Origin of the sequence: Parasphingopyxis sp., assembly GCF_052168275.1 — a bacterium.
Classification (GTDB): Bacteria; Pseudomonadota; Alphaproteobacteria; order Sphingomonadales; family Sphingomonadaceae; genus Parasphingopyxis.
On the sequence record NZ_JBQLZM010000012.1, the window covers coordinates 1 to 8824 of the forward strand.

Below are 8824 nucleotides of genomic sequence, written 5' to 3' on the forward strand. Positions count from 1 at the left end.
CGCGCGCCGTTCGGGTTTTCCACCAGCCGTTGAACCGATCGATCATGGCGCTGTCACCGTGAATTCGGCGATCTGGCGTCCGCCGCCATCGCGCACCGCGCCTGGGGTCACCAACAGGCCAGCCGCGATCATCCGCTGCTGGAGCGCAACCAGCTCCGGCTCGCCAGGTGCCGCCGCCGTCAGCTGCAGATTGTTGTTGGCATCGTAGATCATCGCCTGCAGTTCCACGCCCGCCGTATCGCGAACCGCGCCGAACGCCGCATTGGCCAGTTCGCCATAACCCGGCCCGCCGCCCAGGCCGTACAACCGGTCGCGGAGCTGGGCGTCGGGATCGACGATCTCGACCGTGCCGGGAATCGCGTCGCGCGCCCGCTCGGCGATCTCGCGCTCGAGTGCGTCGGCGGCGAAGCTGTACCGCGCGATCATCGTCAACTGGATCAGCAGCGTGACGAGCAGGATCGTCGCCGCGAGCAGTGCGACGCGGCGCACGTAATTCGCATCGATCTTCCACCGCCGGCGCTTGGCATAGTCTCCCTGGCGCAGATTGAGCGGCGCATCGGCAATGGCGCCGGCGAGTTCGCGTTCGAAATCGTCCGCCGTCAACGGTTCGATCGCTTCATCGGCGAGCAGCATCGCCGCGAGCTCGGGCTCGGCGGCGAAAGCTCGTTTCGGCCCGCGCACCGTATCGAGCCCTGCGTGGCGGAACGTCCGCACGCCGATCTCGGGCGGCGCCAGCAGAAGCGGTTCGGGCACGATCATGTCGGGGTCGACACCGAGCGCGGCGGCCTCGACAAGCCAGGCGTCCATCTTCGCGCGCGACACGATGGCGAGGCAGCGTTCGTCGTCCGCCTCTGGACGCCCGATCGCGACATGCTGGGTTTCGAGCGGATCGGCACTGACGCCGCCAGCCATGATCCGGCCGGCCGCCATCGCCTGGGCCGGGGCCAGCCCGGCCGGAATCTCCGCCCAGTGGATCGCGACATCGCTGCCGGGCACGACGAGTATCTTCGTCTCGGACTCGCCGCTCTCGGAATCCTGTGCGGGCAGTGCATCGAATCCGGCCCGGCGGGCGACTTTCCGGCCCTCCGCGATCCGGAGCCAGCCCGGCTCGGCGCCGAGAAACAGGATCAAGAAATGATCGTCGCTCATTCGTCCCGCCCCCAGCGCCGCGATACCACCCTGGCCGGCGCGGTGCTGGCGTCGATCAGGGCGGACTGCTGCATGTCTACCTCGCCAAGCTGCACGTCGAGCTCGAGCCGGAAGTAGCGCGTGCGGATTTGCGGTTGGCCGATGACTTCGCTCATCGGCTCCTGATTGGCGAGCACCGGCTGGTTCCAGAAATCGGCGATCGAGTTCCAACCCGTTTCCGGGCGCGCGACGATCGCCTGACGGGCGCCGTTTGCATCGAGGCGGTTGGGCAGGAGCATGGCGATAAGCGGGGCCTGTTCCGGAAGCAGGGTGTTGACGTTGATCGGCGACAATTCGGTGGTCGGCAGCGCGCAGAGCCAGGGACGCATCCGCTCATAATAGGCGGGCGTGACGCCCGCAACCGCGCGCAACTCGCTGACCTCGGCAAGCAGCGTGTTGCCGGTGCGATAGGCGGTGTCGGCCTGGCTGTAACTGCGATCCTCGTTGCCCTGGCGCGCGGGAATGGAATCGGCGTCGATCCAGTCGGCCAGCGACCAGGCGATCCGCTCGGCATCGCCGCGCGGAATTTGCAGGGCCGTCATCAGCGCGCTGAACTGAATGACGCCGACCTGATCGACGGTCAGCCCCGCCGGATCCTCGCCGCGCGCCACGCTGTTGAGGTTGAAACAGTTGCTGCCGTCCCAGAGCCGCGCCAGCGCCACTCCGCCGCCGGGAAGCGGCAGCGCCGTTTCCTCTCCGAGCCATCCGCCGGCCAGGGTCGTCTTGCCGGAATCCCGCACCAGCAGGTCGTTGATCCGCAGCACCGCAAGCGACTCCGCCCCGGTCGCGAAGGCGCGGGACTGGTCGAGCGCCGCGATATTGCCCGCGAGCCGCGTCGCCAGCTGCAACCGTTCGAGCGACGCCGCCGCGAGCGCCGCCATGATCGCGACGAGCAGCAGCACGGCGAGCAGGGCCGCGCCCTCTTCGGAGGGTTTCCCCGGCCTCATCCCGTCGCCCCGGTCTGAAACAGTTGGCGGACAGGGCCGAGCCCCTCGATCTCCACAATCATCTCGACCGCGTCGGGGAGCTCGGTCGCCAAAGTCGGATCCCAGCGGTCGCGCCACTCGCCCGCGCTGCGATAGCGGAGCGCGATGGTGTCGATCCCCGATACCAGGCGCGCCGAGGACAGCGGCTCGGCGCCGTCGACATAGGGATAGGCGCGCCGTTCGAGCACGCCGTCGACGAGCCGGTAATCGACCTTCTGCAGCGAGGAGCGCGCTTCGCCCTCGTAATTGCTCCAGCCGCGCCGAACGAAGCTGACCAGCAGATCGCCATCCGCCCCGCCGCCGCCGTAAAAGGCGTTCTGGCGCTGGCCGGCGACGTCGCGCGCGGGGCGCGGCGCGATCTGGCCAAGATCGTTGGTCAGCGCCGCGTTCATCCTGCGGATCGACCCCATATCGGCCAGCGCCTCGCGCGACGCGGTCTGCGAATCCACGCTGAAGCGAAGCAGCGCGACCCCGGCCGCCGACAGGATACCGAAGATGAACAGCGCCACCATCAGCTCGACCAGCGTGAAGCCGCGCTCGGAGAAACGCCGAACCGTCACTGCGCCGCGAACCGGAAGATGGTGAGGTCGGCGGCGCGGTCGCCGGCTTCGTCGACCACCGCGATCTCGATCTGCAGGATCCGGGCCTCGGGCGACGGCCCGGTGACGCGCGTCCATTGCCAGCGCCGCCCGCCACTCACTTCCGCGCCGGTCGCCGTGCCGATCGCGGGCGGCGCAGGATCGGTCAGCGTTTCGACCGCGACGTTGCGCGCGACGATCTGGCCGAACGTCCGGTCCGCGATGCGCGTCGTATTGGTCACCGTCACCGTTTCGAGATTGAGCAGGGCGAGCGCCGCGATGCTGAACACGGCGAGCGCCACCAGCATTTCGAGGAGCGTGAAGCCTGCCTCGCCATCGGAACGCCTAACCACTGACATCGATCGTCCCGTCCGCCCCGATGGCGACGCTGACCCGGTTCTCGTCGCGCGCGAGGATAACATCGAGCGGATCGTTGAGGCCCGTCGCGTCGAACACGATCCGGGTCCGCTCGCCATCCTCCTGAGCGATCGTCACCGCCGTATCCGCCGGCCACTGCCGGTCCTGGAACGGCGGCCGGCCGATCGGACGCCACGTTTCGCCGTCATGCCGCTCGAAACCGTAGCCGGCGGGCGACACCCAGAGCGCGGTATCCCGCATCTCGACGATCGCCGCTTCCTGCGCCGCATGAGCGCAGGCGGCGAAGACTTCGCCCTCGTCGATCAACCGGCCGCGCGGATCTGGCATGACGAACACGATCGCCGACGCCAATATCCCGAGGATCACGAGCACGACCATCAGTTCGGTCAGCGTGAAACCCCGCTCCGCGGCCCGCAAGAGCCGGGCCGTTCGGCGCCTATTGCCAGTTGCCGATATCGGCATTTTCCGCCTCGCCGCCCAACTGGCCGTCGGCACCATAGGTGAAGATGTCATACGGCCCGCCGCTCTGCGCGCCCGGCATCGTATACTGATAGGGGTTGCCCCACGGGTCGCTGGGCAGGCGGCGGATATAGCCGCCCCGGCGGTAGCGCTGCGGCTGGGCGAGGTCGCCGGGTGGGGTCACCAGCGCCTGCAGCCCCTGCTCGCTGCGCGGATAGGTCATATTGTCGAGCCGATACTGTTCGAGCGCGGATTCGAGCGTGCTGATATCGGCGCGGACCTTGGTGGCGTTGGCCTGATCGGCGGCCGGCAGCACGTTGATCACGACCACCGTGGCGAGCAGGCCGATGATGACGAGCACGACCATCAGCTCGGTCAGCGTGAAACCTTCCTCGTTGGAGCGCTCCTTTTCGAGCTGGCGATATAGAAAACGGACAAGCGACATGACGAAACCCTATGCGACGGCTAAAGTGTTGAGCTGGAGAATGGGCAGCAGGATCGCGAGCACGATCAAGGTGACGATCACACCCATGACGATGATGATCGCCGGTTCGAGCAACGAGAGCATGGCGGACGTGAAGGCGTCGAATTCGCGTTCGAGATACTCGGCGGCGCGCTCGAGCATCGCGTCCAGCTGACCCGACGCCTCACCGCTCGACGCCATATAGACGAGCAGCGGCGGGAAGATATCGGCCTTGCGGAGCGCGGCGGAAAGGCTGCCGCCCTGGCGCACCGCTTCCGCGACCTCGAGCGAGGCCTGGCGCTGCGCGGCGTTGCGCACGGTTTTCGCGGTCAGGCTGAGGCCCTCGAGCACCGGCAAGCGGCTGCCGATCATCGTCGCCAGGGTCCGCGCCATCCGCGCGGCATGGAGATCGCGGGTCAGTCGTCCGAGGATCGGCAGGCGCAGCACGCGCCGGTCGAAGCGCAAGCGGAAATCGGGGTTCTGCAGCGCGCGCCACAGGCCGAAACCCGCGAGCGCGATAAACAGCAACAATGCCCACCACCAGTTGGCGAGGAAATCCGAAAGCCCGATCACGATCCGGGTGAGGAGCGGCAATTCCTGTCCCACGCTGTCGAACTGCTCCACCACCTGAGGCACGACGAAGATCATCAGGGCGAAAACCACGGCGACGGCGACGACGGTCAGCATGATCGGATAGGCGAGCGCGGTCAGCACTTTTCCCCGGACTTCCGCCTGGCGCTCCTGCAGATCGGCGAGCCGCGCGAGGATGCTCGGCAGCGCCCCCGACCCCTCACCCGCCGCAATCATTGCGCGGTACAATGGGGGGAAACTCTTCTTCTCGCGTTCCATCGCCCGGGCCAGCCGCTGGCCTTCGACGACCCCGGCATGGACGGTCTCGAGCACGCGGCGCACGCGGGGCTTTTCCGCCTGCAGCGCGATCGTCCGCAACGCTTCCTCAAGCGGGCTGACATCGGCCAGCGTCGAAAGCTGCCGGGTGAAGAGCGTCAGCTCCTTGGCCGACAGATGGTTGCGCAACTCGACCGTGCGGCTCAGCAGCGGCGCGGTGTCGTTGGCCGCATTGGCGGGCCGACCGGACCCCGGCGCGATCCGGACGACGTAGAGCCGCCGCGCATCGAGCCGGGCGCGCGCCGCTTCCAGCGTCTCGCCATCGACCGTACCGCGTTTCTCGCGGCCCGCCGTGTCGAGGGCAAGATAATCGAAGCTAGGCATCGACGGGTTCGGGCTCCTCGATCCGCGAGATCCGCACGGCTTCCTCGGCGGTCGTCACGCCGTCGCGGACCAGCGCGCGGGCGGCGGACCCGAGATTGGGCGCGTGGAGATAGGCGTGCCGGGCGATCTGCGATTCGTCCCCGCCGGCATTGATCATCCGCCGGATATCCTCGTCGATCCGGATGATCTCGAACACGCCGGTGCGGCCCCTGTAGCCGGTCTGGCTGCATTCGGCGCAGCCGCGCGCCTCGAAGATCGGCGTCCCCGCATCGAAACCGAGCAGCGCGGCGACTGCATTCGACGCCTGCACCTGTTCGCGGCAATGCGGGCAAAGCTTGCGCACGAGCCGCTGCGCGACCACCGCGCGCAGGGTCGAGGCGAGGAGGAACGGCTCGATTTTCATATCCCGCATCCGGGTGATCGCGCCGACCGCGTCGTTCGTGTGAACCGTCGAGAGCACGAGATGGCCGGTCAGCGAAGCCTGCACGGCGATCTCCGCCGTCTCGCGGTCGCGGATTTCGCCGACCATCACGACATCGGGGTCCTGGCGCAGGATCGCGCGCAGCCCGGTCGCGAAATCGAGCCCGACCTTCGGGTTGACCTGGGTCTGGCCGACGCCCTCGATCGCATATTCGACCGGGTCCTCGACGGTCAGGATATTGCGCGACCCGTCATTGAGCAGCCGCAGCCCGCCATAGAGCGTCGTCGTCTTGCCCGAACCGGTCGGGCCGGTGACGAGGATGATGCCATTGGGTTCGGCCATCGCCTGGCGGAACACGGCGTCGACGCGCTCTGGCATGCCGAGCTCTTCCAGCCCGATGCCGGCATTGTCCTTGTCGAGAATACGCAGCACGACGCGTTCGCCGGCGCTGCTCGGCAGGGTCGAGACGCGGACGTCGAGCAGCTTGCCGCCCAGGGTCAGCGAAATCCGCCCATCCTGTGGAATGCGGCGCTCGGCGATGTCGAGCCGCGCCATCACCTTGATCCGGCTGACGATCGTCGAAGCGACGTGCGGCGGCATACGCAAGGTTTCCTGCAGCACGCCGTCCATCCGCATGCGGACGACGAGGCCGGTGTCATAGGGTTCGATATGGATGTCGGACACGCCCTGCCGCGCGGCATCGGCGATGATGCCGTTGATCAGCCGGATCGCGGGCGCGTCGTCGGCGCTGTCGAGCAGGTCCTCGGCGGTGGGAATGTCGCTGGCGAGCAGATCGAGATCGCCGAGCCCGCTGGCCGCGTCGGCCGCCGCCTGCCCGTCCACCGCATAGCGTTCGGAGAGGATCGTGTCGAAGCGTTCGGGCGGCACCAGCTCGACATCGAACGGCCGGCTCAGGAAGCGGCGCACCTCGAGCAGCGCGCGCGGATCCTCGCCCTCGCGCAGCGCCACCCTGAACCGCTCGTCTTCGGAATCGCCGTCGAGCAGCGCAACGCCGAATTTCCGGGCAAAACCATAGGGGATGTTGATCGCCATACCCGGCAGCGGCGTGGCGTCGCCCTCCGCATCCAGCACGACGGCGGGTTCGCCGAGGGATCCCCCGGTCGGAATTTCGTCGCCGCGCCGGATTTCGATCATGGCTGCGGCTCCTCCGGCTCGGGCACCGGCCGGACCGTCGATGTGCTCGTGCTGACTTCCGGGACGATGACGCTCGGATCGACCGGCGGCGGCGTCGCGGGCGGGCGGCCGGGCGGCGTCACGCCCAGATATTGCCGGACGAGCGTATCGATGCCGGGCTCGCGTTCGGGATCGGCGAGGAACTGGCGCGCGCGGATATAGCCGTAGCGGCGTTCCATCACCGCGCGCCGGTCCTCGGCGCTCGACAGGATGGTCGGCCGGATGAAGACCATCAGATTGGTCTTGGTCCGGGAGCGCGCGCGCGAGCGGAACAGCTCGCCGATGATGGGTATGTCGCCGAGGATCGGAATGCGCTGGATCGTGCGCCGCTCATTGTCGTCGAGCAGGCCGCCGAGCGCGATGATCTCGCCGTCGTTGACGGTCACCGTCGTCTCGATCTCGCGCTTGTTGATGATCAACTCGTTGAAATCGTCCGACACGGGTCCGGCGATCGAGCTGACTTCCTGCCGGATGTCGAGGCGGATCGCGCCGCCGGCGTTGATCTGCGGCCGGACCTCGAGCTCGATGCCGACATTTTCGCGCTGGATCGTGCGGAAGGCGTTGTCGAAATTGTCGGACAGCGCCTCGCCGGTCGAGATGGGTATTTCCTGGCCGACCAGGATGCTCGCTTCCTGATTGTCGAGCGTCGTGATCGACGGCGTCGAGAGGACGTTGGAATCGGTATCCTCCTGGACCGCGTTGAGGATCGCGCCGAAGATCAGGTCGGAACCGAGCTCGGACGCGAAACCGAGAAAGCCGCCCCGCGCGCCGAGGATCGAGCGCGCCGCATTCTCGCGCAGCAGGTCGCCGACCGCCGAATTGGTCGTCGTCGTCACGACATCGCCGTTGATGACCGTCGTCGTCTGGTCGATCTCGTCGGCGAGCAGCCCGCCGGCGATGTCGAGGATGCGCGGCTGGACGTTCGAATAGTTGGTGACCGCGAAGGGCACGTCCTCGCCGCCGAACAGGAACTGCACGCCGAGTTCGCGCGCCGCGGCGTCCGAAATCTCGACGATGATCGCCTCGACCAGCACCTGGTCGCGCCGCGTATCGAGCTGGCGCACCAGTTCGCCCAGGGTGCGCTGCATTTCGGGCGGGGCGGAGATGATGATCGCATTGGCGCCTTCATAGCCGGTGACGATGACGCGCTGGCCGGGCCGACCGCCCACGGCTTCGGCGGAACCCGCACCGCCGCCCTCGCCGGCATTCGGCGCCGCGGCGCCGCTCGATGTGGAAGCGGACACCGCGCCGGTCTGCCCCGTGACCCGCTCGAGCACCGGCAATATCTGGCCGGCATCGGCGAATTCGAGAAAGATGACGCGGATTTCCGTCCCGCTCGCCGCGCGGGCGTCGAGTTCGCGCGCCAATACCGCCAGCCGCGCGACCGTCGCCGGATCGCCGCGCAGGACCAGCGAATTGGAACTGTCGACCGGGACGACCGACGCCGGGGACGGCCCTTCCCCGCCCGATACAAGCCCCTGCAGCGAGGCGGCGATCTCGCGCGCACCGGCATTGTTCAGCGCGACGATCTCGCTCGCGCTCGAATCGATATCGACGCGCTCGATCAGGGCGCGCATCCGGCGGACATTGTCGGCGAAATCGGCGATCACCAGCGAGTTGCCCGCGGTGTTCGCGGTGATCGACCCTTCCTGTCTGACCAGCGGCCGCAAAGTCTCGACCGCCGAACCGGCCGGAATGTTCCGCAGCCGGAAAATCTCGGTGACGAAGGCGTTGTTGCCGGCCCGCGCCGTGCCGACCGCGCCCGGCTGACCGGCGGCGCTCGCGGTCGACTGGATGCGCAGCGCGCCGCCCGCCGTCGGCACGGCGACCAGGCCGTTGGCGCGCAGCGTCGACAGGAACACCTCGAAATATTCGGAGCGCGAGAGCGGCCGGTCGGTCACCACGGTCACCGTGCCGCTGACCGACG

Annotated in this window: 9 protein-coding genes; all 9 read right to left on the minus strand. The window is 68.1% G+C overall.

Features of this window, described 5'->3' with window-relative positions; translation table 11 throughout:
* Positions 1 to 42: 42 nt before the first annotated feature.
* On the minus strand, positions 43 to 1149 hold the full coding sequence (gene gspL, locus ACTS1X_RS01195) for a type II secretion system protein GspL (protein ID WP_442612562.1): 1107 nt from the start codon (positions 1147 to 1149) through the stop codon (positions 43 to 45).
* Positions 1146 to 2135: a type II secretion system minor pseudopilin GspK gene (gene gspK, locus ACTS1X_RS01200; RefSeq protein ID WP_442612563.1), complete on the minus strand. Its 990-nt coding sequence runs from the start codon at positions 2133 to 2135 to the stop codon at positions 1146 to 1148. The genes gspL and gspK overlap by 4 nt, the downstream gene beginning before the upstream one ends.
* Complete coding sequence (gene gspJ / locus ACTS1X_RS01205; protein WP_442612564.1) at positions 2132 to 2734, minus strand: type II secretion system minor pseudopilin GspJ; 603 nt, start codon at positions 2732 to 2734, stop codon at positions 2132 to 2134. The genes gspK and gspJ overlap by 4 nt, the downstream gene beginning before the upstream one ends.
* Positions 2731 to 3111: a type II secretion system minor pseudopilin GspI gene (gspI, locus tag ACTS1X_RS01210; protein WP_442612565.1), complete on the minus strand. Its 381-nt coding sequence runs from the start codon at positions 3109 to 3111 to the stop codon at positions 2731 to 2733. The genes gspJ and gspI overlap by 4 nt, the downstream gene beginning before the upstream one ends.
* On the minus strand, positions 3098 to 3547 hold the full coding sequence (locus ACTS1X_RS01215; protein WP_442612566.1) for a type II secretion system protein: 450 nt from the start codon (positions 3545 to 3547) through the stop codon (positions 3098 to 3100). The genes gspI and ACTS1X_RS01215 overlap by 14 nt, the downstream gene beginning before the upstream one ends.
* A 19-nt stretch (positions 3548 to 3566) precedes the next feature.
* Positions 3567 to 4034 (minus strand): type II secretion system major pseudopilin GspG, encoded by a 468-nt coding sequence (gspG, locus tag ACTS1X_RS01220; RefSeq protein ID WP_442612567.1) that lies wholly within the window; start codon positions 4032 to 4034, stop codon positions 3567 to 3569.
* A 9-nt stretch (positions 4035 to 4043) separates the two neighbouring features.
* Positions 4044 to 5282: a type II secretion system inner membrane protein GspF gene (gene gspF / locus ACTS1X_RS01225; protein WP_442612568.1), complete on the minus strand. Its 1239-nt coding sequence runs from the start codon at positions 5280 to 5282 to the stop codon at positions 4044 to 4046.
* Entirely contained in the window at positions 5275 to 6756 is a 1482-nt protein-coding gene (locus ACTS1X_RS01230) for a GspE/PulE family protein (protein ID WP_442612570.1), read from the minus strand. The genes gspF and ACTS1X_RS01230 overlap by 8 nt, the downstream gene beginning before the upstream one ends.
* A 98-nt stretch (positions 6757 to 6854) precedes the next feature.
* A partial coding sequence (gene gspD / locus ACTS1X_RS01235) for a type II secretion system secretin GspD (protein WP_442612569.1) occupies positions 6855 to 8824 on the minus strand: 1970 nt, incomplete at its 5' end.

What these genes read in the sequence shown, in the direction of transcription:
- gspL (WP_442612562.1), bottom strand. Translation starts at nt 1,149, where the DNA reads ATGAGCGACGATCATTTCTTGATCCTGTTTCTCGGCGCCGAGCCGGGC.
- gspK (WP_442612563.1), bottom strand. Translation starts at nt 2,135, where the DNA reads ATGAGGCCGGGGAAACCCTCCGAAGAGGGCGCGGCCCTGCTCGCCGTG.
- gspI (WP_442612565.1), bottom strand. Translation starts at nt 3,111, where the DNA reads ATGTCAGTGGTTAGGCGTTCCGATGGCGAGGCAGGCTTCACGCTCCTC.
- gspG (WP_442612567.1), bottom strand. Translation starts at nt 4,034, where the DNA reads ATGTCGCTTGTCCGTTTTCTATATCGCCAGCTCGAAAAGGAGCGCTCC.
- gspF (WP_442612568.1), bottom strand. Translation starts at nt 5,282, where the DNA reads ATGCCTAGCTTCGATTATCTTGCCCTCGACACGGCGGGCCGCGAGAAA.
- ACTS1X_RS01230 (WP_442612570.1), bottom strand. Translation starts at nt 6,756, where the DNA reads ATGGCGATCAACATCCCCTATGGTTTTGCCCGGAAATTCGGCGTTGCG.